Genomic DNA, 26,683 nt, shown 5'->3' on the forward strand with positions numbered 1-26,683 from the left:
TTTTATTTTTACTCAAACGATAAAAAAGCTTCCTTGGAGGAAGCTTCTTTATTTATAAAATTAAATTTTAAATCAACAGATTAACGTTTTGAGTTATAAATCTGATCAAAGAGCGCCCCATTCACGAAATGAGTTTTCTGTGCATTGGCCCAGCCACCGAATACTTCATCAATAGTAAAAGTTTTAATTTTCGGGAACTGCTTCGAGTATTTCGCTAGAACTTCCTGATTACGTGGACGGTAATAATGTTTCGCTGCCATTTCCTGACCGAGTGGAGAATATAAATAATTGATATAGCCTGTTGCCAACCATTTATTGCCATTTTTCTCAACAGTACGATCCACAATTGCCACAGAAGGTTCAGTCAGAATCGTCAGAGATGGGTAGATAATGTCAAACTTGTCTTTACCCAATGTCTTTTGCGTCACTAAAGCTTCATTTTCCCAGGTCAGCAATACATCACCAATATTACGCTCTGCAAAGGTAGTCATCGATGCACGTGCAGCTGAGTCCATGACTTTTACGTTTTTATAAAGCTTGCCCACAAACTCTTGAGCTTTGGCCTTGCTGCCACCCGGTTGTTTTTCTGCATAACCCCAAGCTGACAAATACACCCAACGTGGCAGACCACCAGTTTTCGGGTTTGGTGTAATAATTTCCACGCCCGGTTTAGTCAGATCTTTCCAGTCTTTAATTCCTTTAGGGTTACCCTTACGCACCATAAATACAATAGTCGAGGTATACGGTGCAGAGTTATATGGGAATTCCTTTTGCCAACCCGCTTTGATCTGACCGGATTTTACAATTTCTTCGATGTCATTGGCTAAAGCCAGCGTCACAACATCGCCTTTCAGACCATCAACAACCGAACGTGCCTGTTTACCAGAACCACCATGCGACTGTTTAAAGTTCACATTAATACCAGTACGGCTTTTCCAGTAAGCACCAAAAGATTTATTGAATTCGTCATAGAACTCGCGGGTTGCATCATAGGAAACATTTAAAAAATCACGGTCAGCTGCTTGCGTAGCCGTTGCGGTAAAGGTCAAACCTGTTGCCAATAAGGCAGCGCTAAATATTGATTTTAACTGAGTTTTCATGAGAGCACGGGAGGATTATCTTGTATTCATATAACTATATGAAATAAAGTTATTTTTCGCAATTCAGCAAACAAAGTGTATACAGGGTAATATTCTGTTATTTTTTGTTTTAATATCATGTTTTATATAATAAAAATTTTAACAATATAGAGCTATGCAGGTTTTATAGCATTTTATTCTTTAAATATGAAAAAAACGGATAAGCAATTTATCCGTTTTGCCGTCTTATCAAGTATTTAGAAAAACATGGCAAATTAGCGGTTTTCAGCAGAAATCTGGTCATAGATTGCACCATTTACGAAATGAGTTCTCTGTGCCTTAGCCCAACCACCAAACACTTTATTAATTGTAAAGGTTTGAATTTTTGGAAATTGTTTTGCATACTTTGCAGCCGCTTTTTGGTCACGCGGACGGAAATAATATTTCGCTGCCAGTTCCTGTCCCGTCGGTGAATACAAGTAGTTCAAATAACCTTTAGCCAGATTCGCATTGCCATTTTTCGCGACACTTTTGTCGACAATCGCCACCGATGGTTCAGCCAAGATCGAGATAGACGGATAAACAATTTCGTATTTGTCTTTACCTAAACCTTGAGTCGCCAGCAAGGCTTCATTTTCCCAAGACAACAACACGTCACCGATGCCACGCTCAGCAAAAGTGGTTAAAGATCCACGCGCACCTGAATCTAGCACTTTGACATTGCTATATAATTTTTTCACCAGTTCTTTGGCCTGAACATCATTACCACCCGGCTGTTTCAGCGCATAGCCCCAGGCAGACAGATAAATCCAGCGTGGTGCGCCACCGGTTTTCGGATTTGGGGTAATAATTTCGACCCCTGGCTTGGTTAGGTCATTCCAGTCTCTAATCTGTTTTGGATTACCCTTACGCACCAAGAAGACAATAGTCGAAGTATAAGGTGCTGAGTTATTCGGAAACTCTTTTTGCCAGCCTTTATGAATCAGACCAGCATTGACGATTTCTTCAATGTCATTGGCCAGTGTCAGGGTAACGACATCGGCTTGTAAACCATCTACTACGGACCGGGCCTGTTTACCTGAACCCCCATGTGACTGCTTAAAGTTAACCGTTTGTCCGGTTTTTTGTTTCCAGAATTTGCCGAATTCTTCATTATAGTCCTGATAGAACTCACGGGTTGGATCGTAGGAAACATTCAGGAAATCTTTGGCTATTGCCAGCTGTGTACTTGTCCCCGAAAGCACTGCGAAAAATGCAGATACAATTATTTTTTTCATTACAATAGCTCTTTTGTTTATCTAAAAAACACTATATAAACTTGAAATATATTTAACAATCATATGCTTATAATAATAATTTTAAAGATTTTCTTATTTTTAGATATCTTATAAATGACAATTCTCTGCATTTTTTATACTTATCGCCTATCAATTGATTACTTTAGGATATGATCTTCATAGTCTCTTCATAGTCCTGTGCTAAAAATAGCGCCGTTATGAGGTGATCTCTGATTTTTCTCAATTTTCCATTGTCATATTTATTTTTTTTGTAAATTTTGTGACTTGGTTCTACTTTTTAGAGGTTAAATGTGATTGAATTGTATTCAACACAACAAAAACCCTAAGACTATAAATCCAGCACCACAACAAGAGAGGGAGTTTGGACATGAAATTTGCAACGTTCAAGACCGGCATCCTGAGCCTATCCATTTTATTTACCGCACAATTCAGCAACGCTGTTGTTGCGCACCCTGAGCTAGTTAATAATCCGGCTGCACTAACAGCTGCTGCCTCTAAACCAGCAGTAACAGTGACTAAGTCATCTCCTATTGTAAAGGCAATTCAGCAGCAAAAAACTGAAAAATCTCTGCATCCTGAAGAAAACCTGAAAGTTTTGACTGCAATTAAAGTACGTCCATCACAAAACTTTTTTGCCGATCAAAACCAGAGTTTTACTCGTTTTCTGCAAAATTTCTTCTTTAGCAGCAATTCCTAATGATCAGCTGACAGCTCGCAACATTTAAAACTGCTTCTGATCTAAAGCCATATCATTCAATGTTGAATTAAGCATTAAGTGATGTGGCTTTTTCGTTATAATAGCCAGAAATTTATATTTAGATTCCATCCGACTATGACTGTTCGTACTCGTATTGCCCCTTCTCCTACAGGTTTTCCTCATGTAGGAACTGCCTATATTGCCTTGTTTAACCTGTGCTTTGCCAAGCAGCATGGTGGTGAATTTATTCTTCGTATTGAAGATACTGATCAGCTGCGCTCTACCCCTGAATCAGAGAAAATGATTCTGGATTCTTTGCGCTGGTTAGGCCTGAACTGGTCTGAAGGTCCGGATATTGGTGGTCCACATGCGCCATACCGTCAGTCAGAACGTATGAGCATCTATAAAAAATATGCTGAAGAGCTGGTAGATAAAGGTCATGCCTTCTACTGTTTTGCGACTGCGCAAGAGTTAGATGAAATGCGTGCTGAACAGCAGGCACGTGGTAAATCACCACGTTACGATGGCCGTGGTTTGAAACTCTCTAAAGAAGAAGTCGCACGTCGTCTGGCAGCTGGCGAACCGCATGTGATTCGTATGAAAGTGCCAACTGAAGGTGTATGTACCTTCAATGATATGTTGCGTGGTGAAGTAGAAATTCCATGGGCGCAAGTCGACATGCAAATTCTGTTAAAAACAGACGGTCTGCCAACTTATCATTTGGCAAACGTGGTCGATGATCATCTGATGCAAATCACCCATGTGATTCGCGGTGAAGAATGGATTCCTTCTGCACCGAAACACCAATTGCTTTACAAATACTTTGGTTGGGATATGCCAGTGCTGTGCCACATGCCACTACTGCGTAACCCGGACAAATCAAAACTGTCTAAACGTAAAAACCCGACGTCTATTAACTACTATAAAGACATCGGTGTATTGCCAGAAGCCCTGCTGAACTACTTGGGTCGTATGGGCTGGTCAATGCCAGATGAAAGCGAAAAATTCACTTTGGCTGAAATGATTAAGCATTTTGATATCAATCGTGTGTCTCTGGGTGGTCCGATTTTTGATGTAGAAAAGCTAAACTGGTTAAATGGTCAGTGGATTAAGGCACTTTCTCCTGCCGAACTGCTGGATACTTTACTGGCCTGGAAAGCAGATCGTGCCAAATTAGAAGAAATTGCGGCTGCGATTCAGCCACGTATTAACCTGCTGTCTGAAGCGGTGAACTGGTCAGCGCATTATTTCAACCATTTCCCGACACTAAGTAAAGAACAGTTTGAAAGCAAAAAACTGACTGAAGAACAGGTACGTCAAAGTTTGCAGTTTGCTATCTGGCGTCTGGAAAGCCTGTTTACCTGGAATAATGATACGGTCAGCCAAACTCTGATGGATCTTGCGAACCAGATGGGCATCAAGTTGCGTGACTTTATGCCAGCTTTCTTTATTGCCATTGCCGGTTCAACTGCATCTACACCCGTGATGCAAACCATGGTGACGATTGGACCGGACCTGACCTTTGCCCGTCTGCGTCATGCCCTGGAAATTGTCGGTGGTCCAAGCAAAAAAGAGCTGAAAGTCTGGGAAAAACTTAATGAAAGCTTAAAATTGCCGAAAAATGATGCAGTTGATGAAGCTTAATTAAATTTTTAGTTGACGTGTGAACGTTATATCCATAATATAGCGCTCACACAGACTGGGGTCATAGCTCAGTTGGTAGAGCGCTACAATGGCATTGTAGAGGTCAGGAGTTCGATCCTCCTTGACTCCACCAAAAGTCTTGCTTTACTTGTGTATTTGCCTCATTTGTCCCTATCGTCTAGAGGCCTAGGACATCGCCCTTTCACGGCGGTAACCGGGGTTCGAATCCCCGTAGGGACGCCATATTCAAGATCACCATAATACATTCATTAGGGTGATCTTAATAAAAACCCAAGCATTGCGACTTGGGTTTTTTATTGTCTGAAATTTATTATGATAACTTTGAGCCACTTTTGGCTTTCTGTATGATTAAGATTAAAATAGACAAAATTGAAAAATTCTGGAGTTGCAATGCAATACCGTTGTCCGAAATGTCAAAGTCCTAAAATTATGCCGCTTGCACAACCAGGTCAGCCAGCAGCACGTCCAGTCGTGCCAAAAAGCTTGGTACTTCTTGTACCTGCCCTATTTGTCTTACTTCTGCTGGTGATCATCAGTATTGGTATGTGGATTTTTGGTGACGGCGCAGGCACTACCCTACAGACTGCGACAGTAATTGTATTCGTGATCTGTCTGATTGCAGGCTTTCTGTTCTATAAAGACTTGCCTGACTTTAAAATCTCTATGCAGGCATTCATGCAAAGCCAGAAAAAATGGAAATGCCGTGAATGTAATCATGAATGGGAAATCTGATTTTTCTCTTTCGTATTTAAGGCTGCTTCGGCAGTCTTTTTTATGCCTTTCATTAGATTAGTTTTATCGGATTATCTAAAAATTTAAAAACATCATCAGACAAACTGGTGTAATTTATTCTTATAAAAAAGGATTCCAATTTATTGCAGGGATGCAACATAAAGGAAGAATAAAAATGCTTAAAAAAATTATAAATTTTCTATTTTCTTGTAATGATCCACCTATTCCATTCATTGAGGAGCAGCCCAGTGAAGCAGATACTTATTATTTGCAGGCTTTGCAATATGAGTCACTGTGCATGACCCTGCAACAACTACAGGCTATACCAGAGATTAGCCAACGCCTAACCCCAAAACACATCTATCAACGCAATGCTGTCTGGAACTACCTGAGTGCCGGGTTAAGAGGACATATGGAAGCACAATATCGACTTGGCGTGTATTATTTGCATGGGAAACTAGGTTTAGATCAAAATGATGAACAGGCCAGATTATGGTTAGATAAAGCCAGACAGCAAAATCATAGTAAGGCTGCACAACTTTTATCAGAAATAGAAAGCTGAAGAACTTAAGAATAGAGGATAAAAAACCAGCCCTAGGGCTGGTTTTTTGCGCTTTAGTTAAGCACCAATTTTGCGGTATTTCTGACGTTTCGCAACAAGGTCATCACCATCGCGTTTACGACGGTATTCTTCGAATTCTGCATAGTTACCGGTGAAGAATTCAGGTGTTTCACCTTCGAATGACAGGATGTGCGTTGCAATACGGTCAAGGAACCAACGGTCATGCGAGATCACCATCACTGTACCCGGGAAGACAAGAATCGCATCTTCGAGTGCACGTAAAGTTTCGATGTCCAAGTCGTTTGACGGTTCATCGAGTAAGATTACGTTAGCGCCCATTTGCAGGATTTTTGCAAGCTGTAAACGGTTACGCTCACCACCGGACAACTGACCGACACGTTTTTGCTGATCTTGGCCCTTAAAGTTAAAACGGCCGATGTACGCACGTGATGCAATTTCGTATTCACCAATACGCAAGATATCTAAACCGCCAGAAACTTCTTCCCAAACAGTTTTGTTGTTATCTAAGGTATCACGAATCTGACCTACATAAGCAACTTTAACTGAATCACCTAAAGTTACTGTACCCGTATCAGGTTGTAATTCGCCTGTCATCATACGGAAGAGTGTAGTTTTACCCGCACCGTTTTCACCGACGATACCCACAATCGCAGCAGGCGGTACAACAAACGATAAATCTTTATAGAGCGTACGATCACCAAACGATTTGCTGATACCTTCAACTTCTACAACCTTGTTACCTAGACGTGGACCAGGTGGAATGTAGATTTCAGACGTTTCGTTACGTTGCTGGAATTCGCGCGAGTTAAGCTCTTCAAAGCGTTCCATACGTGCTTTGTTTTTCTTTTGCTGACCTTTGGCATTAGAACGAACCCATTCAAGTTCTTTCTTAAGCGCTTTAGCAAAAGATTCTTCTTGCTTCTGTTCCTGCTCTAAACGGGCATTTTTCTGCTCTAACCAAGAAGAGTAGTTGCCTTGGTATGGAATGCCCATGCCACGGTCAAGTTCAAGAATCCACTCTGCTACGTTATCCAAGAAGTAACGGTCATGCGTAATCGCAACGATGGTACCTGGGAAGTCTTTCAAGAAACGCTCTAACCAGGATACAGATGATGCATCCAAATGGTTCGTCGGTTCGTCTAGAAGTAACATGTCTGGTTTAGACAGAAGCAGACGGCAAAGTGCAACACGACGGCGCTCACCACCAGACAATTTAGTTACATCAGCATCCCAAGCTGGCAGGTTTAATGCAGCTGCCGCCTGTTCAAGTTGGTTGTTCAGGTTATGCGCATCCCAAGTCTGAATAATCGCTTCTAGCTTTTCTTGCTCTTTTGCAAGTGCATCGAAATCTGCATCTTCTGCTGCATATTCAGCGAAAACTTCATCCAAACGTGCCAAAGCATCAAGTGCTTCACGTACGCCATCTTCAACATTACCACGAACGTCTTTGGTTTCATCCAAAGGTGGTTCTTGCTCCAGATAACCGATTTTGATACCCGGTTGCGCACGAGCTTCACCAGAGAAATCTTTATCTACGCCCGCCATAATACGAAGCAAAGTAGATTTACCCGCACCGTTCAGACCAAGCACACCAATTTTTGCGCCTGGGAAAAATGATAAGGAGATATCTTTGAGGATTTCGCGCTTCGGCGGAACCATCTTGGATACTCGGTTCATCGTATAAATATATTGGGCCACGTAGGACTCCTCAATTGAAAAACCAGATGGGGAAAAAATGAATTTCCCCTGCTCAATCATGAGCGAAAAAATAATCGGCTATTATACGCAGAATGTCTACAAAACATAAGCCATTCCGGTGAAGTTAATGCCTTGTTACAAGTTTAATCCTGTTTATTTTTCAAACAGAATTTTTAGTACCTGAACTTGCATTATTTTGTTGAGGTTATATCGTGAATTAAGATATTCATCTGAATAAATATGCACTTTTCTTCATATTTCAAGTGCTAATATTTGAGCAATTTTATTAAAGCAAAACACAAAGAAGACTAACGATCATGACTTATAAAGCAGAAACTTTAGCAATTCACGCAGGTCATAGCCCGGAACCCACCACCAAAGCTGTCGCGGTGCCAATTTATCAGACCACCTCTTATGCCTTTGACAATACCCAGCATGGCGCAGACCTGTTTGACCTGAAAATTCAAGGCAATATTTATACCCGTATCATGAATCCGACCACAGCAGTGTTGGAACAGCGTATTGCTGCGCTAGAAGGTGGTATTGGCGCACTGGCATTAGCCTCCGGTATGGCTGCGATTACCTATGCGATTCAGACCATTGCTGAAGCCGGAGACAATATTGCTTCAGTGTCTACTTTATATGGTGGCACCTATAACCTGTTTGCACATACCCTGCCAAAGCAAGGCATTGAAGTCCGCTTCTTTGACTATCAAAACCCGGAAGCACTGCGTGGTCTGATTGACGACAAAACCAAACTGGTTTTTGTGGAATCAATTGGTAACCCACTCGGCAACATTATCGACTTGGAAGCGATTTCAAAGATTGCGCATGAATACGGCGTACCCGTGATTGTCGACAACACTGTAGCAACTCCCGTCTTGCAAAAGTCTTTTGATTTCGGTGCCGATATCGTGGTGCACTCACTGACCAAATATATTGGCGGGCATGGCAATTCGATTGGCGGCATTATTGTCGATAGCGGCAAGTTTCCATGGGGCAAACATGCAGCACGCTTCTCTACCCTGAATACACCTGACCCAAGCTACCACGGTGTCAACTATGTCGAAGCTTTGGGTGAAGCAGCCTATATTGCCCGTGCCCGTGTGGTACCACTTCGCAATACTGGTGCGGCAATCAGCCCGCAAAATGTATTTTTAATTTTGCAAGGTTTAGAAACTTTAAGCCTGCGTATGGAACGTCATACTGAAAATGCACTTAAAGTTGCGGAATATTTGCAGCAGCATTCGAAAGTAAAATGGGTCAATTACGCTGGCCTGAAAGATCATCCTCAACATGCTTTGGCACAGAAATATGTGAAAGGGAAACCGTCTGCCATTCTGACTTTTGGTGTTGAAGGTGGTCGTGAAGGCGGTGCTCGTTTTATTGATGCCCTGCAGCTGTTCACCCGTCTGGTCAATATTGGGGATGCCAAGAGTCTGGCCTGTCATCCGGCCACTACGACTCATCGCCAGCTTAATCCAGAAGAACTTAAATCGGCTGGCGTGAGTGAAGATATGGTTCGTCTTTCTATCGGGATTGAACACATTGATGACCTGATTGCTGATCTGAAACAGTCACTCGCAGCCGTTTAAGCCTTCTTTTAAAGCAAAAAACTCCATCATTTCTGATGGAGTTTTTTATCTGGCTTTACTTTTCATGAGCTTTATCTTATGGTTAGATCACAATAAAAATTAATTGAAACGTAGTTTAAAAATAGAGCAATTACTCTAAAACTTTCCTTATTTTCAACAACTTAATCTCTGGATTTTCCTGCATAATTCGTTATCATATACAGACTTCATTGTGTACGAACTTTCGTGCATACCTACGTACAAACCAAATAAGAAAAAATGTAAACCTACAGCATATTTCAGGAATAACAAACGTGAAATCCAGACTACAGAAACATCTACTGAAACGAGTTCAAGGCAAAACCATCCTTATTACGGGTGCATCCAGCGGCATTGGCCTGACGGCAGCACACCGTCTGGCAGATGCAGGTGCACATGTCCTGCTAGTAGCACGAACCAAAGAGACTCTGGATCAGGTAAAAGAAGAAATTGAAGCAAAAGGCGGCATGGCAACAGTCTTTCCGTGTGACCTGAATAATCTGGACGCCATTGATGAAGTATCCAAACAGATTCTGGCTTCTGTTGATCACATTGATATTCTGATTAACAATGCCGGTCGTTCGATCCGCCGTGCGGTACATGAATCGGTGGATCGCTTCCACGATTTTGAACGCACCATGCAGCTGAACTATTTCGGTGCTGTGCGTCTGGTGATGAACATCCTGCCACATATGATGATTCGTCGTCAGGGTCACATCATCAATATCAGTTCGATTGGGGTATTGGCAAATGCGACCCGCTTCTCTGCTTATGTGGCATCGAAAGCAGCCTTGGATGCATTTAGCCGCTGTCTGTCTGCAGAAGTCAATTCACATAAGATCGCGATTACTTCCATCTATATGCCATTGGTACGTACGCCAATGATTGCACCAACCAAGATCTATAAATATGTTCCGACGCTTTCTCCTGAAGAAGCGTCTGATCTGATTGCACATGCAATTGTGAAACGACCGAAAAAAGTTGCTACCGGTTTGGGTCGTCTAGCTTCAATTACTTATGCAATTGCACCAGACATTAACAATAAACTGATGTCGATCGGCTACAACCTTTTCCCAAGTTCATCTGCCTCTGTAGGTCAGCCACAGAAGCTGAACTGGGTGCAGAAAGCATATGCACGTATCTTCCCGGGTGAGCACTGGTAAGTCCAGGCGAAAATGCAATTTGAACCAAGCCGCCTGCTGGCGGCTTTATTATTTTGATCGGTCATCAATCAAGATACCGTGAGTTATCACGACAGATCCTGTCATTTCAGATGCAGATTTTTGCCGCAAATGATCTCAGATCACGTACACTATTGGACGGATATTTGATCCGCATGTATTAAACATTTAGATATTGATTCAACAGATGGGCACCCTTATGAATAACCTGCAATGGCTCGATGAAGTAAAATTTAACGAACAAGGACTTGTACCTGCCATTGCCCAGCATCATCAAACCGGTCGTGTATTGATGGTGGCGTGGATGAACCGTGAAGCACTGGCACTGACAGCTGAAAAAAATCAGGCCGTGTATTTCTCTCGTTCCCGCAGCAAGTTATGGCATAAGGGCGAAGAATCTGGTCATTTCCAGACAGTGCATGAAATCCGCCTGGATTGTGATGCTGACGTGATTGTGCTGCAAATCGAACAGCATGGTGGAATTGCCTGTCATACTGGTCGTGAATCTTGTTTCTATCGCAAACTGACGCCGAATGGCTGGGAAATTGTCGATGCACAAATCAAAGATCCTGCAGCGATCTATGGTGAAAAATCTGCAAACCCGCATACCATGGCGATGAATGCATCTAATGCCCAATCAGAACAGGTTGAAGTGTTGTCTTATCTGGGTCAGATGATGGCTGAACGTAAGCAGGCTGATCCCGATTCATCTTATGTCGCCAAGCTCTATCACAAAGGTCTAAACAAAATTCTGGAAAAAGTCGGTGAAGAAAGCTTTGAAACCGTGATTGCTGCCAAAGACTTTAAAGCTGAAGCAACCGAAGACAATAAAAATGACCTGATCTATGAGGTGGCAGATCTGTGGTTCCATACTATCGTGATGCTGGGCTATTTCGACCTTGATCCACAACTGGTTTTAAATGAACTGGCACGTCGTCAGGGCTTATCTGGTCTGGTTGAAAAAGCCAACCGTTCACACTAAGTTTTGAATTTAACTGTGTCTGAGCCAATTAAACCGACCGCAACCTATGAGCAGGCCACTGCCATTGATAACGCACGTCTGGGCAAATCTTTTAAAGTGATTGCCTATGCCGGCACAGGTAAAACCACAACTTTACAAATGATCAGCGATGCCATGCCGCAGCGGCGTGGCATGTATCTGGCATTTAACAAATCAATTGCTGCGGAAGCACAAAATAAATTCCATCGTGGTGTGGACTGCCGGACTTTCCACTCACTGGCCTATCGCAGTGTTCCACGTGGAGTCACGGATAAACTGCGCCTGCCCCGTCTCAGTCCAAGCTTCATTGCCAAGGAATATCGCCTTGAGCCGATGACCCTGCGCCGCATGATGGGTGGCCGTTATGAAAAATATGTCATGATGCCTTCGCGTCTGGCCAGTCTGGTCGCGAATGCGGTCGGTTATTTCTGTTCAACCAGTTCTCAATACCCTGCTCCACGACATATTCAGGCACCAAGCTGGTTACATCCGGACGATGTCGAAGCCCTGCAAAAGAAACTCTATCCTGCGGTTGAGCGTCGCTGGCTGGAATCAATTGATCCGAATCATCAGGCCGGTATTGGACATGATATTTATCTGAAACTCTGGGCATTGTCAGAACCGAATATTCCAGCGGATTATGTACTGTTTGATGAAGCTCAGGATGCTGACCCCCTGATGTTGGGTATTTTGCTAAAACAGCGCAGCACCCAGGTGATCTATGTCGGGGATGCGCATCAGCAGATTTATGCCTGGCGTGGTGCAGTCAATGCCATGCAGCAACTGCCATTACCAGAATCCCGCCTAACTACCTCATTCCGTTTTGGTCCTGAAATTGCCCTGAATGCCAATGCAATTTTGGGAGCCTTGAATGAAACCGTGCCCTTGCTCGGTAATCCGCACCTGAATTCTAAAGTAGTGAATAAACCGCATACTAAAATGCGTGATGCGATTTTATGCCGTACCAATGCCCGAGCCATGGAACTGCTGCTTGCTGGACTTGTGCGTGGTGAAAAGGTCAGTCTGCAGGCCGACCATGTCAAGCTGAACCGTTTTGTCGAAGCGGCTGCCATGTTAAAACAGGGCAAACGTGTGGTGGATGTGCCTGAACTGGCCTGGTTTAACTCCTGGCATGATGTACATGAATATTGCGAGACCAATGAAGGCAGTGACATTAAACCTTTGGTGAAACTGGTCGATGAGCATGGGACTGATCCGCTAAAAACTGCGCTGGCCAAGATCACGCCAATCGGACAGGCCGACTACATCATCTCCACCGCCCACAAAGCTAAAGGGCTGGAATGGGACCGAGTCCATATTGAAGATGACTACCAGTTTAAATTAAATGAAAAAGATCACAAGATTAGTGATGAAGAGTTAAGACTGCTTTACGTGGCCTGTACACGTGCTAAAGTAAGCTTAAATATTCACCACATTTATGACCTGATTCAGCAGCTAAAAATTAAAATGCCTCTATCATTACGGCAGGCAGCAGGCTAGTACAGCATGGATGTAGGCATCACGATACAGGTGGTCTATGCAAGTCGAATCCATACAACTCAAACATACCCTGCACTTTTCTGATATCCAGCTTGATTTTAAATATCATAAACTGCCTGTTACCTTAATTCTCGGTGATCAGGGTTCTGGTAAAACGGCGCTGCTGCGTAGCACCTATCAGGCACTGACCTGGTTCGCTGCGCGCTATCGCGACCTGCGTACTGCCGGCATGGTGATGCTGGATCAGGACATCATGCAACATCGTCTGCAATCCAAGATCAATATTCAGGTCCGTTTTCCTGAAGAAATTGGCTCTTTTGCAGAAAGTAGCGATCAACAGCAATCTTCTACCCAGCAGTGCAGCTGGCAGCTTTATAAAACTTTAAATAGTCAGGGTGTGGGACTGAGTAAGGTAGATACATCGCAACTCGAAGCGATGGTCACGTTGTATCAGAAAGCCCTTGCCAAAGATCCGATGCTGGGCTTACCGCTGATTGCCTATTATCCGGCTGAGCGTTTTGTCAATGAAATCAATCTGCTTAGTAAAAATAATCCGGCGATTTTACAGACGGTCTATGCCTATGAAATTGCAGCTATTCCCTTCACGACTTTTACCCGTTTTTTTGAATGGTTCCGGGAAATCAGCGACATTGAAAATGCGCAAAGTGCGCAGATTCTGGAGCAAATCCTGAGCCGCGCTTCGCAGCAGGATAAAAAACACAATATGGATGAACTGGTCAAGCATATTGAACATGCCCAGATCCAGGTGAATACTCCGAGTTTAAATAGCCTGCGTGAAGCTTTGTCGATCGTTCTGCCTGAAGTCAGCAATCTCTATTTGCAGTACCAACCTAAAATGCAGCTGATGGTGAGCTACAAAGGACAAACCCAGACTTTACAGCAATTACCGAATAGCATCCGTAACTGGATTGCCTTAGTCGGAGATATTGTACGTCGCCTGTGTCTGCTCAATCCGAAAAGCCTGTTTCCATGCAAGGAAGGCAGTGGCATTCTACTGATTGATGCGATTGATCATCAGCTGGATCAGGACATGGCAGCAGTCATTCTGTCTCGTCTGCATCAAGCCTTTCCTGAACTGCAAATCATTGTGACTGGTAACCGTCCTGAGTTACTGGAACAGGCAGCAGATTTTCAATGTGTGTGTCTTGAAGATAAACAACTCTATCCAGTTCAAGTTGATACAATCCCAGCGCAATATGATCAACTCTATGCGAATTTAGGCCTGGGTCAAGAAACCCTGAATACTGAGGAAATCGTGCTGCTCGAGCCCGAGCTTGAACAAGTAACGCCACTTTCAATCTTGCAACTGATTCAGCAAACATTGAATGAAGAGCAGCAACAGGAGTTGCTACGTTTACTGAATCAGAATGACCGGAAAATTCCCCAAATTCCGTTTTAAGCGAATAAGCTGGCTCTTGAATTAACCTGATTTAATTTTTCTGAATGCCTCCTCATCGAGGCAGGTCTTCAAGACTGTCCATTTTTTTCAATAGACTCTTCAAGTTTGATCTTTATTTTCAGTTCAATCCGGTCGATGTGCTCAAGCATGCGCCCCATGCTTTCATGGGGTCATCGTATAATTGTTAAGTCGTACACAAAAAGATTGATGTTGTTGTTATCCTGTAATATGATCGGAATTACTTGCATTTTTCATTGTAAAATCTGAATTTGCTATCGTTTATAAGTTGCGCAATACAACTGTTTTTATTCTTTGAATACGATTTGGCTTTCAAGATTGAGAAATTTGGGCTGCTCCTTGCATTCCTGTAATCCTTGGAAGATAAGATTCACCCTTTAGGTTTTCAACCTATTCACGACAATGGATATGAGTGTGCTACCGATTATTATATTGTTACCGTTAGTACTGGGCACAACCCTTGTCTCGTGGCTGAAACAATTTTCACGCGGGGTAACGGCTTTAGGGGCGATTGGCGTCAGTCTGAGTAGTCTTATTCTGCTCCTGACTCAAGCAAAAGCAGTCTTTAATGGCAAAACGATCATTCAAACATGGTCTTGGCTGCCACAATTGGGGATTGATTTAAGCTTTCGTCTGGATGCGCTTGGTTTATTATTCTCCTTGCTGATCACAGGAATCGGCACACTCATCTTTATTTATGCCTATTATTATTTAAGTCCGCAAAACTCGCTCAGTAAACTCTATTTTCTCCTCATGCTGTTTATGGCTGCCATGTTGGGAATCTCGCTCTCCAATAACCTGATTTTGTTGCTGACGTTTTGGGAACTGACCAGTATTTCCTCTTTCTTATTGGTGGGTTATTGGAGCAATTACGAAGCGGCACAACGCGGCTCACGTATGGCACTGACCATTACAGGTATGGGCGGACTCGCCATGCTCGGTGGTTTTGTGTTATTGGCGCAAATCACAGGCACCTATCAAATTGACCAAATCTTAATGATGACTGAACAAATTCAAAGTCATGATTTATTTGTGCCAACCTTATTGCTGATTTTACTGGGTGCATTTACTAAAAGTGCGCAATTTCCGTTTCACTTCTGGCTACCGAATGCCATGGCTGCTCCCACGCCTGTTTCTGCCTATCTGCATTCGGCAACCATGGTCAAAGCAGGGATTTTCTTGCTGGCGCGCTTATTGCCAATTTTTGCAGGCGCAGCGTTATATCACAACCTAGTCACCTTTATTGGTCTGTTTACGCTCTGTATGGCAGCATTCTTTGCCATTTTCAAAGAAGATTTAAAAGGCTTATTGGCATATTCCACCATCAGTCATTTAGGTCTGATCATGTGTTTACTGGGCATTGGTTCACCGTTGGCAGTGGCTGCAGCCATTTTCCATATCATCAACCACGCCACCTTTAAAGCGGCACTGTTTATGATTGCGGGAATTATCGACCACGAATCAGGCACACGTGATTTACGTAAACTTAGTGGCTTATGGCAACTGCTACCCTTTACCGCTACCCTCACCATGATTACCGCGGCTTCTATGGCTGGCGTACCGTTGACCAACGGCTTTTTGTCTAAAGAAATGTTCTTTACCGAACTGGTAGCAAACTTATCTGGCCCTGTACTGTGGGTTTCTGCAATTGTTGCCACACTGGCTGGTATTTTTGCAGTGGCCTATTCAATACGTTTGGTACACGGCGTTTTCTTTGACGGTCCTATTGGTAAAAATGTACCCAATAAAGAAGCTCACGAACCCCCGTTTGGCATGCGTGCACCCGCAACTTTATTGGCGGTTTTATGTATTTTAGTCGGCTTGATGCCTGCCTTATTGGTCGAGCATATTGTCAATAGCACAACTCGTGCCAGTACCCAACTGTTACAGTTTGAAGGCACACATTTGGCAATTTGGCATGGCTTTAACCTTCCCTTGCTAATGAGTGCAATTGCTTTGCTTGGCGGGATCATCTTCTATTTCTCGCTCGCCAAAGGTGGAAAAATCCGTGAAATTGACCTCGATCCACATTTAGGTCAATTCCAAGGCAAACTGCTGTTTCAATTATTCTTAAAACATTTACTACAAGTTTCTCGCAAAATTAAACGTAAAACTGAAAATGGTTCACTGCAAAGCTATTTGGTGTGGATCATTGTCTTTACAGTATTCATAGTCGCCCTACCATTATTCAATCAGGGCTTAACAACTGGTACACGCGAACTCACACATGCACCTATAATTGCCATTGTTTTATGGTTATTGCTGTTCTCTGCCTGTTGGATGATGCTGTGGTTCCACCATGAGCGCATCAAAGCTGTCTTAATTAGCGGTGCAGTTGGCTTGGTTGTCACCATGATATTTGTCGGACTGTCTGCACCTGACTTGGCACAAACCCAAATCACGGTTGATGTCGTCACCACTGTTTTATTGCTGATGAGTCTCTCCCTGCTCCCACAATTAACCCCTTATGAATCAAGCCGCTCACGTCGCTGGCGAGATGCCTTGATTGCGATTGGTGGCGGCATTGGTATCGGCTGGATTGCATGGCTGGTGATAACCCGCGACCATAATTCAATTTCATGGTTCTTTAATCAGCAATCCATTCCTCTCGGTGGCGGAACCAACGTGGTCAACGTCATTTTGGTAGACTTCCGTGTTTTCGATACCTTTGGTGAAATTGCCGTCTTGGGCATTGCCGCGATTGGTACGCTCTGTTTAATGGATGGTATGCGTGCGCACGGCACTATCATGACGCAAGGTTTAACCTACCGCTTTAATCCTTCACCGTTGATGCTGCGTATTACCGCCTCATGGATTTTACCTATCGCCCTTGTGGTCAGTCTGTATATTTTCTTGCGCGGTCATAACTTACCAGGTGGAGGCTTTATTGCTGGTTTAATTACCGCAATGGCACTAATCATCCAATACATTGCGCTTGGTCAAGACCAGACCGAACAAATGCTCAAAGCCAAATCTGGACGTTTATACGAAATTTGGATTGGTGTGGGTTTAAGCATTGCAGGTCTGACAGGTCTTGCCGCATGGTTCTGGGGACGTCCTTTCCTCACTAGCGCACATATTTATGTCAATCCTCCAATCATTGGTGAAATGCACCTCGCTTCAGCCGCCTTATTTGATGTGGGCGTGTATGTCACAGTGGTTGGCGCGGTTATGTTGATGATTTCGGTCTTGGGCGATTCACGTCACTCAGGCATGTTTGGCCCACTTCCAAAGGAATAATGCAATGATTAGTATCGAGTTTTTAATTGCGTCTGCCATTGGGATGTTAGTCGCGACAGGGATTTATTTAATTTTACGTGCCCGTACCTTTCCTGTTGTTTTGGGTTTAGCGATGATTGGTTATGCAGTCAATATTTTCTTATTTAGTATGGGGCGTATTCAGATCAATGCGCCTGCAATTTTGACTGAAGCCGCGAAAGTCTCTGACCCATTACCGCAAGCCTTGGTGTTAACTGCAATTGTGATTGGCTTTGCCACCACTGCATTTATTGTGCAATTGGCGCTGCGTAGCCGTTATGAAACAGGGACAGACCACGTTGATGCCAAAGAAGAATATCCACTGCTTGACCCACGCGAGGATGAGCCATAATGACTGATTTCCTCCAATTTTGGCTACAGCATTCACCTATCTTTAGCATCTTAATTCCAACCTTTACCGCATTTATTTTGGTGCTATTAGGTAATCCGGGCTTTGGTTCACTCTCACGTGACTGGCGTCAGCCATGGCGTCGTGGCATTAGTCTGATCTCTGCCACGCTCGGTTTAATCACTGCGATCAGCTATTTAATCCAAGTCAGCAGCGGACAAATTATTATTTATAATTTGAGCGAATGGGCCGCACCATTTGGCATTGTTTTGGTGCTAGATCAATTGTCTGCCCTCATGTTGGTACTGACTTATTCACTTGCCTTGCCATTGCTCTGGTTTTCCAGCAAAAAATGGGATGAGCGTGGTCGCTATTTTCACACCATGGTGCATTTCCTGCTCATGGGACTTTGCGGTGCATTCCTCACAGGTGACTTATTTAACCTGTTCGTATTCTTTGAGGTATTACTCCTCGCTTCTTATGTGTTGTTATTGCACGGTCAAGGCAAAGCACGTTTTCAACTCGGGATTCATTACGTCACCATCAACCTATTAGCCTCTGCCCTCTTCCTGATTGGCTTAGGAATGATTTACGGCAGTGTCGGCAGTTTAAACATGACCGATGTGGCGCGTCTGATTCCCCTACTCGATGCTGATGCACATAAAATTGCGGTGGCAGGTGGCTTACTGTTATTTGTGGTGTTTGGTATTAAAGCTGCCATGCTTCCTGTCGGTTTTTGGCTACCTAAAACCTATGCCGTGGCAACAACTCCTGTGGCAGCCTTGTTCACCATCATGACCAAAGTCGGTGTGTATGCGATTTTACGGGTCAATGGAACCGTATTTGATGATGAACTGAGCCATAAAATCCTACAAGACTGGTTATTGCCGATTGGTCTGATTACCTCACTGTATGGGGTCATTGGCGCGATTGGTGCAGAGCGCTTACGTCGCTTTGTCGGTTTTATGATGCTGTCTTCAATTGGTACCATCCTGATTGCTATTTCAATGCTGAACACACAGGCATGGTCAGCTGCACTGTATTACTTGGTACACAGTACCTTAATTGCAGCGGCTTTCTATTTGCTGTGCGGTTGGATTACCTCTCAACGTGGCGCATTTAAAGATCACTTCAACATTGCCCCGCAAATGAAGCAACATAAAGTACTGGCTATCACGTACTTCATGATTGCCTTAATGATGGCGGGCTTACCACCGTTTAGTGGCTTTTTGGGCAAGGTCTTTATTTTACAAGCTACTGCCAATATGGCACATCAAGGCTGGATTATTGGCATCATTCTCTTGGTCAGCTTGCTCAGTATTATTGCGTTCACCCGTGTCGGCTTTATTTTATTTTGGCGCGCGACCAAACCTGAAGATGATATACAAACTAAAGCCTATGATGAATATCAGACATTGCCTGCAATTGCTCCGCCCCGCAATGACCGTGTCATTTATTTGCTCCTGACGGGTTTAGTGTTGTACGTGGTATTTGCCAATCCAATTCAACAATATATGCTGAATACTGCACAGCAAATTCAACATAATGCGGCCTATGAAGCATTGATTCTGAAAAAAGACCGTACTGGAAATGTGATTAGCGTACAACCTTATGATCCATTGTACTTACCTGAAACCAAGTACGGTGGCGAAGCAATCGATGCCAATGCACATTTAATTCCATACGTGATTCATCCAAATACCTTGGAAGGTGAACATATTTCTGACTATAAACAACGTCAAATTCAACAGCAAAATCGTGAGCAAGCGCAGCAACCTAGCGATACTCAACTCAAACCTGCGGAGCCCTAAACATGCAAAAAACGACATCGAAAACTTCGTTTTGGGACAACCTGCTGCCCCATCCATTTGTATCTGTATTGGTGGCACTGAGTTGGCTGATGTTGGCGCATAGTGTTTCTGCAGGAAATCTGTTGATGGCACTGGTTTTGGCACTATTAATTCCTAAATTGATCCAGCCCTTTATCACGCGTACACCAGACATCAACTGGACTGCAGCCAGTCGCCTATTCTTTGTGGTGGTCTGGGATATTATGATTTCTAATATTCTTGTGGCTAAACTGGTACTTGGCCCGACAGATCGCATGCAGCCAAAATGGTTCCGTGTCCCTCTCGAAACACAACACGAACAGGTCAACAGTATTCTGGCGATGATCATTACCACCACACCGGGCACGGTCACTGCCGGTATCGACCAAGATCGTGGCGATATTTTGGTACATGCCTTAAACACTACAGATGAAAGTGTAGATATTCAAGACATCAAAAATCGTTATGAAAAACCACTAATTGAAATTTTTGGTGCGCAGTCAGGAGAAAAGCAATGATGATTCTGCCTTATGCACTTGGAATCTGCATGGTTGCGATCACGCTTTCCATGTTTATGTGCCTATACCGTCTGATTATTGGCCCTTCAATTGTGGACCGTCTGTTGGCCTTGGATACCTTATTTTTAAATGCAACCTGCTTGGTGGTAGTTCTGGGTATCTATTGGAGCACCACCTCCTTATTTGAAGGTGCATTATTGGTGGCGATGCTAGGCTTTGTGTCTACTGCAGCACTGGCGCGTTATTTCACCAGTGGTCATGTGATTGATTAAGGAGAATGAACATGCAATTACTCATGGAAATTTTAGTGTCATTCTTTTTAATCATTGGTGCATTTTTCATGTTAGTGGGCGGCATCGGTATGGTTCGCCTGCCCGACTTATTTATGCGACTGCATGCCCCTACAAAATCCAGCACTTTAGGACTGGGAAGTTTCTTAATTGCAGCCATTATTTATGCGGCATTTGAAGGACGATTTGGCTTTCCAGAAGTATTAATCACCCTATTTGCATTTATTACCGCACCTGTTTCTGCCAATTTAATGGCGCAGGCCGCACTTCATTTACGTTTACGTTCGATGAGTGGCAATGTGCCTGAAACCTTAGATCGTCCATTACCGTGGCAACGCCAACGTCGTAATTTACGTCGTTATGAAAAAAAGTCCCATGATGATTTGGTCTAGAATATTAGTCAGGCATTAAAGAAAAGCATCGTATCGGATATAACCTTGCTTACATTGCAAAAGCTCAAACATGATAGACAAAAAAATGCCACCCGAAGGTGGCATTTTTTATCATCACTGATTTATTCTTCATCTTGCTTAGGTGCTGCAGGAGGTAAATCTTTTACCGCTTCTGCAATCAAACCAAACATATAGTTACCATATGCATTGGTTTTGTCGTAATGGAAACGCAGACGTGGCGTAATACGTGTCTTGATCCGACGGCTTAGTTCGTGGCGCAAGAAACCAGACGCTTTGTTTAACACATCCAGCGTTTCTTTATTTGCCGCTTCACTTTGCTCATCACCCAGTTCACGACCCATTACAGTCACATAAACTTCAGCATAGCCTAAATCAGGGCTGACTTTCACCGCCGAGATGGTCACTAGACCACCCAGACGTGGATCTTTAAGCTCCTGACGAATCAGTTCAGAGAGTTCTCTCTGAACTGTATCAGCCATACGCTTAAGACGCTGACTACCCGCCATTAAAGACTCCGTTTAATCAGTTGAACATCATACACTTCGATCTTGTCGAGAGGTTTGATGTCTTTATAGCCTTTCACTGCAAGACCACATTCCATACCGGCACGAACTTCTTCAACCACTTCTTTATAGCGACGTAGAGATTCAAGTTCACCCTGGAACACAACTACGTCATCACGTAATACGCGAATCGGTTTGTTACGGTGTAAAGTACCCTCAAGTACCATACAGCCCGCAGCTGCACCAAATTTACTAGAGTGGAATACTTCACGTACTTGCGCAACACCAAGAATTGTTTCACGGTGTTCAGGTGCAAGCTTACCGCTCATGGCTGCTTTCACATCGTCGATCAATTGGTAGATTACTGAGTAGTAACGGATATCGATACTGTCAGCATCTGCTTTTTGACGGGCAGTGTTGTCGGCACGGACGTTAAAGCCTAGAAGTACAGCTTCAGAAGATTCAGCAAGTGTTACGTCAGACTCGGTGATTGCACCTACACCTGAACCAATAATACGTACTTTAACTTCGTCGGTTGCCAGGTCAGCAAGCGCAACGTGTAATGCTTCCAATGTACCACGTACATCAGTTTTCAGAACCACATTCACAATCGGCACATCTTTCTTGCCCATTGATGCCATGATGTTCTCAAGACGCATTGCAGATTGACGCTCAAGACGTTTTTGACGTTCACGATCCATACGCGCATCAGCAACTTCACGTGCTTTTTTCTCGTCATTCACAACAAGAACTTCGTCACCTGCCATTGGCGCTTCTGGAAGACCCAAGATTTCCACTGGAATCGAAGGACCTGCAGATTGAATACGTTTACCGTTTTCATCTGTCATGGCACGAACGCGGCCGTATGATGAACCTGCAAGAACAAGATCACCTACTTTCAAGGTACCGTTTTGTACAAGGATTGACGTTACTGCACCACGAGAGTTATCAACACGTGCTTCAATAACCACACCTTGTGCAGCACCTTCTTCAGAAGCTTTAAGCTCTAGAAGTTCAGCCTGAATTAAAATCAGATCAAGAAGCTCGTCGATACCGGCACCAGTGTGCGCAGAAACCATGGCCACAGGAACGTCACCGCCCCACTGTTCAGGCACGATTTCTTTGGTCGTCAATTCATTCAATACGCGATCTGGATCAGCAGATTCTTTATCCATTTTGTTGATCGCCACGATGATTGGCGTACCCGCAGCACGCGCATGGTCAATTGCTTCAGCAGTTTGTGGCATTACACCATCATCTGCCGCCACAACTAACACCACGATATCAGTCGCTTTCGCACCACGTGAACGCATTGCTGTAAATGCTGCGTGTCCCGGAGTATCCAAGAAAGTGATGATGCCTTTATCAGTTGTTACGTGGTAGGCACCGATATGCTGTGTAATACCACCCGCTTCACCCGCAGCCACTTTGGCACGACGAATACGGTCAAGCAGCGATGTTTTACCATGGTCAACGTGACCCATGATAGTAACAACAGGTGCACGTGTAGATTGCACACCACGCGCCTCTTCAGCTTGCTCCATCAGCGTATCTTCTGCTGCAGTTTCAGAAACCAGTACCGGATTATGGCCCATTTCTTCAACGATCAGCGCAGCAACTTCCTGGTCAATCGCCTGGTTCTGAGTAACCAGTTCACCCATTTTCATCAGTGATTTGATAACTTCACGAACTTTAACTGCCATTTTCGCAGCCAGGTCAGCAACAACAATCGTTTCACCGATTTCAACATCATAAACTTGTTTCTTAACAGGTTTTTCGAAGCCATGTTTGTTCGATTGACTTGTTTTCAGACCACGTTTATGTGAGTTATCACGGAAAGATTGCTCTTCACCACGACGACCGCCTTTCTTAGATGAGCGAGTATTATTCGTGTTCGTACCACGTTTAATTTCACGGTCTTCTTTTGCGAAAGAGTCTTCGTATGCTTGACCAACCAGACCAGCAGCAAGAGGAGAATCATCAACAACACGAATCGTTGCTGTTGTATCTTCCGCTGTGTACTTAGACGCCATTTGACGCATTTGTTCAAGCGTACGTTGTTGCGCTTCTTCAGCAGCCTTACGACGTGCAGCTTCTTCAACAGCTTTGAGTTGTGCTGCTTGCGCTTCACGTGCTTTTTTCTGTTCAGCAGTTTCAGTCGGTTTAACAACCTGCTTCACAATTGGTTTGTTTGTAGATTTGCGTTTTACAACTACAGCCGCTTTAGAAACTTCCTGCTTGTCGCTGGTTTGTTTCGCAGCAGCACGCATTGCTTCTAATGCTTTGCTGGCATTGTTTGCACCTGGTTTTGGTGCGTCAGCTGGCTTCGGCGCTGCTGTTTTTTGCTCAGCTTCAGCTTTTGCTTGCTGTTCAGCTTGCGCTTTTGCCAGTGCTTCTGCTTTGATCTGTTCTGGATCAGGCTTAGTAAATGTATGTTTCTTGCGAACTTCTACATTAATGGTTTTTGCCTTACCCGAAGTACTGGCTACTTTAGCCGTACTGGTCGTTTTACGTTTCAACGTGATTTGTCCTGCATGACCATCCGAACCTTGTGATTTTTTCACATGGCTCATCAGGTGATCTTGTTGTTCGGCGGTAATAATTTCGTCAGATTTGCGCTGTGGTAAACCTGCCTCACGAACCTGTTCCAGGAGCTTCTCAACTGGGCGACCCAATTTGAGGGCTAACTCTTTAATCGACTTGTCCGTCATATACTACCTCCTAGTTAAACCATGATTCGCGCGCTTTCATAATGAGCTGACCCGCTTTTTCAGCGCCTAAACCTTCAATATCTGCGATATCGTCAGTTGCCTGATCTGCAAGGTCATCCACTGTTACCACACCACGAGCTGCTAGAGCTTGCGCGATCTCTGCTGTCATGCCATCCATTGCAACAAGTTCTTCACTTGGCGCTTGTACGTTTTCTTGCTGTTGTAATGCATCAGCAAGTGCAACTTCTTTTGCACGGCTTTGCAGTAGTTCAACCAGTTCCGCATCCAGTTCGATTTCATCAAACGTTTCTGCAGGTACGTATGCAATTTCTTCAAGCGAGGTGAAGCCCATTTCTACCAACGCCATAGCCAAATCTTCAGCAATATCCAGACGTGTTACAAACATGTCCAGGTATTTTTGCGCTTCGCTTTGTTGACGTGCGTAGTATTCTTCTTCCAGCATCATATCCAACTTGTAGCCAGTCAGTTCCGATGCCAGACGAACGTTCTGACCCTGTGAACCAATCGCACGAGCCAACTGATCACTCGTTGCGAAAATGATGTCTGCAGTACGTGCATCTTCATCGATAACAATACTGGATACATCTGCTGGTTCAAGTGCGCTTGCGATGTACTGAGCAGGATCATCTGACCATACTACGACATCAATACGCTCACCATTGAGTTCCTGTTGTACTGCCTGGATACGTGTACCACGCATACCAATACAAGCACCAACCGGATCAATACGGTGGTCATTTGTTTTCACTGCGATTTTGGCACGTACACCTGGCTGGCGTGCGGCTGCCTTGATTTCAATGATTTCTTCCGAGATTTCTGGAATCTCTTTTTTCATCAATGCGATCAGCATTTCAGGTTTAGCACGAGAAAGCTGTAGCTGAGCACCACGACCTTCACGGTTGACATTGAAAAGAATCGCATTCACGCGTTGTTTCGGGCGAAGGATTTCCTTCGGAATCATTTCTTCACGTGCAAGATATGCTTCAGCATTGTCCCCTAAGTCAATAATGAAACCGTCTTTGGTTTGTTTTTTCACTTCACCATAGATCAGCTCACCGACTTTAGATTCATAAGCATCAGCAACCAGTGCACGTTCTGCTTCACGAATCTTTTGTACAATCACCTGTTTAGCAATCTGCGCAGCAATACGACCGAAATCGATTGACTCAACTTCCAGCTCACGAATGTCACCGATTGACCATTTTGCCGGATCAACATCAGAGATGGCATCCTGACAGGCTGGCATTTCATGATCTTCGTCTGCAACCACTTCCCATTGACGGAAAGTACGGTAGTCTCCAGTTTTACGATCGATTTCTACACGTAAACGTGCTTCTTCCGAGTTAGTTCCTTCGTAGAACTTTTTCTTGGTCGCTGCAACTAAAGCTTGTTCTAGTGCTTCAAAAATTGCTTCACGAGGTACACCTTTTTCGTTACTAACCGTTTCAACGACGGTAAGAATTTCACGTGCCATATGTCACCTATTCGTTCAGATTCTTATTGATTTAGTTAATCTTGATAGACCAAATTTGCTTTATCGATATTGTGACTGTCGATGTCCAGAACCTGCTGCTTTTCTACTTCTACCTGAATCATTTCATTTTCAAGGTCGACTGCAACCAGTTTTGCCTGGAATTTACGACGGTTGTCCACCGCACTAATCAGACGTAAGGCAACGGTCTGACCGATATAATCTGCCATTTGCTGAAGCTGGAAGAATGGACGGTCCCAGCCTGGAGACGACACTTCAAGTGCATATTCACCTGAAATCGGATCATGTACGTCTAGCATCGCGCCCACCTGTTGGGTGACGCGTACGCAGTCCTGCACACCAATTCCGCGGCCCTGCTCCACTTCACCGTCTTCATTGATGACCGGTTCAGCAGTTGGATCGACTGGCTTGTCGATATAAATACGTAATAGAGAACGTTTACCCTGAGGAACAAATTCAATTCCCCAAAGATCTACATCACAGGCTTCAACTGCAGGTGCAATCAAGTCCTGAAGTGCTTGAGTTTTATTTGATAGCTTCATTTACTCTCGTCATCTGGTGCGATTTTATGATCTATTTGACCACTACAAACCAATACAAACTATAGTAGTAGTGAAACATGGAGATATGACCAAATTTTGTCGACACTACACGATAGCCAATAAAAAAGGGCGTAAATCGCCCCAATTAATGCACAATTTCGGATTTTTTCAAATCCCACTGTGCAAAAAGGCCCACCATAGTTGTGAGCCTCTTTTAAGAAACTTGGTAGCGGGAGCTGGATTTGAACCAACGACCTTCGGGTTATGAGCCCG

At 43.9% G+C, this 26,683-nt stretch carries 22 protein-coding genes and 2 tRNA genes; 17 read left to right on the top strand and 7 right to left on the bottom strand.

Going from position 1 to position 26,683, the window contains the following annotated elements:
• Window positions 1-80 precede the first annotated feature (80 nt).
• The gene (locus tag C8322_RS10865) at window positions 81-1,100 is read right to left on the bottom strand and encodes a sulfate ABC transporter substrate-binding protein (protein ID WP_005223477.1); all 1,020 of its coding nucleotides are present in this window, start codon (window positions 1,098-1,100) and stop codon (window positions 81-83) included.
• Window positions 1,101-1,354: 254 nt separating this feature from the next.
• A complete protein-coding gene (locus C8322_RS10870) occupies window positions 1,355-2,356 on the bottom strand; it encodes a sulfate ABC transporter substrate-binding protein (protein ID WP_111810619.1) in 1,002 nt (333 codons plus the stop codon).
• Between the two features lie 388 nt (window positions 2,357-2,744).
• Here C8322_RS10870 and C8322_RS10875 point away from each other — a divergent pair, with 388 nt between their 5' ends.
• From C8322_RS10875 to C8322_RS10900, 6 genes are all read left to right on the top strand, one after another.
• Window positions 2,745-3,074 (top strand): hypothetical protein, encoded by a 330-nt coding sequence (locus C8322_RS10875; RefSeq protein WP_004810034.1) that lies wholly within the window; start codon window positions 2,745-2,747, stop codon window positions 3,072-3,074.
• A gap of 135 nt (window positions 3,075-3,209) precedes the next feature.
• On the top strand, window positions 3,210-4,718 hold the full coding sequence (gene gltX, locus C8322_RS10880; RefSeq protein ID WP_111810620.1) for a glutamate--tRNA ligase: 1,509 nt from the start codon (window positions 3,210-3,212) through the stop codon (window positions 4,716-4,718).
• Window positions 4,719-4,775: 57 nt separating this feature from the next.
• Window positions 4,776-4,851, top strand: a tRNA-Ala gene (locus tag C8322_RS10885).
• 34 nt (window positions 4,852-4,885) lie between these two features.
• A tRNA-Glu gene (locus tag C8322_RS10890) sits at window positions 4,886-4,961 on the top strand.
• Between the two features lie 168 nt (window positions 4,962-5,129).
• A complete protein-coding gene (locus C8322_RS10895; RefSeq protein WP_111810621.1) occupies window positions 5,130-5,471 on the top strand; it encodes a hypothetical protein in 342 nt (113 codons plus the stop codon).
• A gap of 175 nt (window positions 5,472-5,646) precedes the next feature.
• On the top strand, window positions 5,647-6,033 hold the full coding sequence (locus C8322_RS10900; protein WP_004810040.1) for an SEL1-like repeat protein: 387 nt from the start codon (window positions 5,647-5,649) through the stop codon (window positions 6,031-6,033).
• A gap of 57 nt (window positions 6,034-6,090) precedes the next feature.
• Here C8322_RS10900 and ettA read toward each other — a convergent pair whose 3' ends face one another.
• Window positions 6,091-7,752, bottom strand: a complete 1,662-nt coding sequence (ettA, locus tag C8322_RS10905) for an energy-dependent translational throttle protein EttA (protein ID WP_004810042.1) — start codon at window positions 7,750-7,752, stop codon at window positions 6,091-6,093.
• A gap of 317 nt (window positions 7,753-8,069) precedes the next feature.
• On the opposite strand from ettA, the gene C8322_RS10910 reads away from it, so the two are divergent.
• The 11 genes from C8322_RS10910 (at window position 8,070) to C8322_RS10960 (ending at window position 21,120) form a co-directional block, all read left to right on the top strand.
• Window positions 8,070-9,347, top strand: a complete 1,278-nt coding sequence (locus C8322_RS10910; RefSeq protein ID WP_111810622.1) for an O-acetylhomoserine aminocarboxypropyltransferase/cysteine synthase family protein — start codon at window positions 8,070-8,072, stop codon at window positions 9,345-9,347.
• Window positions 9,348-9,640: 293 nt separating this feature from the next.
• On the top strand, window positions 9,641-10,528 hold the full coding sequence (locus C8322_RS10915) for an SDR family NAD(P)-dependent oxidoreductase (protein ID WP_004810045.1): 888 nt from the start codon (window positions 9,641-9,643) through the stop codon (window positions 10,526-10,528).
• A gap of 217 nt (window positions 10,529-10,745) precedes the next feature.
• Entirely contained in the window at window positions 10,746-11,528 is a 783-nt protein-coding gene (gene hisIE / locus C8322_RS10920) for a bifunctional phosphoribosyl-AMP cyclohydrolase/phosphoribosyl-ATP diphosphatase HisIE (RefSeq protein ID WP_111810753.1), read from the top strand.
• 15 nt (window positions 11,529-11,543) lie between these two features.
• Entirely contained in the window at window positions 11,544-13,046 is a 1,503-nt protein-coding gene (locus C8322_RS10925) for a UvrD-helicase domain-containing protein (RefSeq protein WP_071319786.1), read from the top strand.
• Window positions 13,047-13,083: 37 nt separating this feature from the next.
• A complete protein-coding gene (locus C8322_RS10930; protein ID WP_004810052.1) occupies window positions 13,084-14,466 on the top strand; it encodes an AAA family ATPase in 1,383 nt (460 codons plus the stop codon).
• Between the two features lie 420 nt (window positions 14,467-14,886).
• Complete coding sequence (locus C8322_RS10935; RefSeq protein WP_111810623.1) at window positions 14,887-17,724, top strand: monovalent cation/H+ antiporter subunit A; 2,838 nt, start codon at window positions 14,887-14,889, stop codon at window positions 17,722-17,724.
• Between the two features lie 4 nt (window positions 17,725-17,728).
• Window positions 17,729-18,094, top strand: a complete 366-nt coding sequence (locus tag C8322_RS10940) for a Na+/H+ antiporter subunit C (RefSeq protein WP_111810624.1) — start codon at window positions 17,729-17,731, stop codon at window positions 18,092-18,094.
• Window positions 18,094-19,902 carry a monovalent cation/H+ antiporter subunit D gene (locus C8322_RS10945; protein ID WP_111810625.1) on the top strand — a complete coding sequence of 603 codons (1,809 nt, stop codon included), beginning with the start codon at window positions 18,094-18,096 and terminating at the stop codon, window positions 19,900-19,902. Before C8322_RS10940 ends, C8322_RS10945 begins: the two co-directional genes overlap by 1 nt.
• A gap of 2 nt (window positions 19,903-19,904) precedes the next feature.
• A complete protein-coding gene (locus tag C8322_RS10950; protein WP_111810626.1) occupies window positions 19,905-20,438 on the top strand; it encodes a Na+/H+ antiporter subunit E in 534 nt (177 codons plus the stop codon).
• A complete protein-coding gene (locus C8322_RS10955) occupies window positions 20,435-20,710 on the top strand; it encodes a monovalent cation/H+ antiporter subunit F (protein ID WP_111810627.1) in 276 nt (91 codons plus the stop codon). Before C8322_RS10950 ends, C8322_RS10955 begins: the two co-directional genes overlap by 4 nt.
• A gap of 11 nt (window positions 20,711-20,721) precedes the next feature.
• Window positions 20,722-21,120, top strand: coding sequence for a Na+/H+ antiporter subunit G (locus C8322_RS10960; RefSeq protein ID WP_111810628.1), 399 nt, complete (start codon window positions 20,722-20,724; stop codon window positions 21,118-21,120).
• A gap of 122 nt (window positions 21,121-21,242) precedes the next feature.
• Here C8322_RS10960 and C8322_RS10965 read toward each other — a convergent pair whose 3' ends face one another.
• From C8322_RS10965 to rimP, 4 genes are read right to left on the bottom strand one after another with little or no spacing between them, the layout of a single operon-like run.
• Window positions 21,243-21,647 (bottom strand): ribosome-binding factor A, encoded by a 405-nt coding sequence (locus C8322_RS10965; RefSeq protein ID WP_019836077.1) that lies wholly within the window; start codon window positions 21,645-21,647, stop codon window positions 21,243-21,245.
• On the bottom strand, window positions 21,647-24,355 hold the full coding sequence (gene infB, locus C8322_RS10970; protein WP_004810067.1) for a translation initiation factor IF-2: 2,709 nt from the start codon (window positions 24,353-24,355) through the stop codon (window positions 21,647-21,649). Before infB ends, C8322_RS10965 begins: the two co-directional genes overlap by 1 nt.
• A gap of 10 nt (window positions 24,356-24,365) precedes the next feature.
• Complete coding sequence (nusA, locus tag C8322_RS10975; protein WP_004810069.1) at window positions 24,366-25,850, bottom strand: transcription termination factor NusA; 1,485 nt, start codon at window positions 25,848-25,850, stop codon at window positions 24,366-24,368.
• Window positions 25,851-25,885: 35 nt separating this feature from the next.
• Window positions 25,886-26,410, bottom strand: coding sequence for a ribosome maturation factor RimP (gene rimP / locus C8322_RS10980; protein ID WP_004810072.1), 525 nt, complete (start codon window positions 26,408-26,410; stop codon window positions 25,886-25,888).
• Window positions 26,411-26,683 lie beyond the last annotated feature (273 nt).

The organism is Acinetobacter sp. SM1B (assembly GCF_003289665.1).
Taxonomy (GTDB): domain Bacteria; phylum Pseudomonadota; class Gammaproteobacteria; order Pseudomonadales; family Moraxellaceae; genus Acinetobacter; species Acinetobacter schindleri.

Bases quoted from the DNA above. Each gene is read 5' to 3' on its own strand.
- C8322_RS10865 (WP_005223477.1), bottom strand. From the start codon at position 1,100: ATGAAAACTCAGTTAAAATCAATATTTAGCGCTGCCTTATTGGCAACA.
- C8322_RS10870 (WP_111810619.1), bottom strand. From the start codon at position 2,356: ATGAAAAAAATAATTGTATCTGCATTTTTCGCAGTGCTTTCGGGGACA.
- C8322_RS10875 (WP_004810034.1), top strand. From the start codon at position 2,745: ATGAAATTTGCAACGTTCAAGACCGGCATCCTGAGCCTATCCATTTTA.
- gltX (WP_111810620.1), top strand. From the start codon at position 3,210: ATGACTGTTCGTACTCGTATTGCCCCTTCTCCTACAGGTTTTCCTCAT.
- C8322_RS10895 (WP_111810621.1), top strand. From the start codon at position 5,130: ATGCAATACCGTTGTCCGAAATGTCAAAGTCCTAAAATTATGCCGCTT.
- C8322_RS10900 (WP_004810040.1), top strand. From the start codon at position 5,647: ATGCTTAAAAAAATTATAAATTTTCTATTTTCTTGTAATGATCCACCT.
- C8322_RS10910 (WP_111810622.1), top strand. From the start codon at position 8,070: ATGACTTATAAAGCAGAAACTTTAGCAATTCACGCAGGTCATAGCCCG.
- hisIE (WP_111810753.1), top strand. From the start codon at position 10,746: ATGAATAACCTGCAATGGCTCGATGAAGTAAAATTTAACGAACAAGGA.
- C8322_RS10930 (WP_004810052.1), top strand. From the start codon at position 13,084: ATGCAAGTCGAATCCATACAACTCAAACATACCCTGCACTTTTCTGAT.
- C8322_RS10935 (WP_111810623.1), top strand. From the start codon at position 14,887: ATGGATATGAGTGTGCTACCGATTATTATATTGTTACCGTTAGTACTG.
- C8322_RS10940 (WP_111810624.1), top strand. From the start codon at position 17,729: ATGATTAGTATCGAGTTTTTAATTGCGTCTGCCATTGGGATGTTAGTC.
- C8322_RS10945 (WP_111810625.1), top strand. From the start codon at position 18,094: ATGACTGATTTCCTCCAATTTTGGCTACAGCATTCACCTATCTTTAGC.
- C8322_RS10950 (WP_111810626.1), top strand. From the start codon at position 19,905: ATGCAAAAAACGACATCGAAAACTTCGTTTTGGGACAACCTGCTGCCC.
- C8322_RS10955 (WP_111810627.1), top strand. From the start codon at position 20,435: ATGATGATTCTGCCTTATGCACTTGGAATCTGCATGGTTGCGATCACG.
- C8322_RS10960 (WP_111810628.1), top strand. From the start codon at position 20,722: ATGCAATTACTCATGGAAATTTTAGTGTCATTCTTTTTAATCATTGGT.
- C8322_RS10965 (WP_019836077.1), bottom strand. From the start codon at position 21,647: ATGGCGGGTAGTCAGCGTCTTAAGCGTATGGCTGATACAGTTCAGAGA.
- infB (WP_004810067.1), bottom strand. From the start codon at position 24,355: ATGACGGACAAGTCGATTAAAGAGTTAGCCCTCAAATTGGGTCGCCCA.
- nusA (WP_004810069.1), bottom strand. From the start codon at position 25,850: ATGGCACGTGAAATTCTTACCGTCGTTGAAACGGTTAGTAACGAAAAA.
- rimP (WP_004810072.1), bottom strand. From the start codon at position 26,410: ATGAAGCTATCAAATAAAACTCAAGCACTTCAGGACTTGATTGCACCT.